The 225-nt window shown below is 42.7% G+C and carries 1 pseudogene; it reads left to right on the top strand.

Annotation, left to right across the window (positions count from 1 at the left end):
• Positions 1 to 19: 19 nt before the first annotated feature.
• Positions 20 to 225, top strand: a pseudogene (locus tag ACW9JY_RS10650) (methyl-accepting chemotaxis protein); the annotation flags it as partial.

The raw sequence follows: 225 nt of genomic DNA, 5'->3' as shown, positions 1-225 counted from the left end.
TAAAGAATTGAGAAGATCCATGGGGTCAATAAGGCAGGCATCAGACAAAGTAGAAAACGCATCAGAAAGTCTAACACAATCATCACAAGAAAGTAGAAAGAACTCAGAAGAACTCAAAACCCAGATGGACAAGATACAAACAAGTACAGAAGAAACAGCAGGAAACGTAGAAGAAGTAACCGCAGGGGTAGACGAAGTGGCAAAGGCGGCACAAGGTGTATCCCA

It is taken from the genome of Petrotoga sp. DB-2, assembly GCF_054051725.1.
Note: the sequence above shows the minus strand (reverse complement) of the source record. Positions and strands in the feature narration are given on the sequence as shown.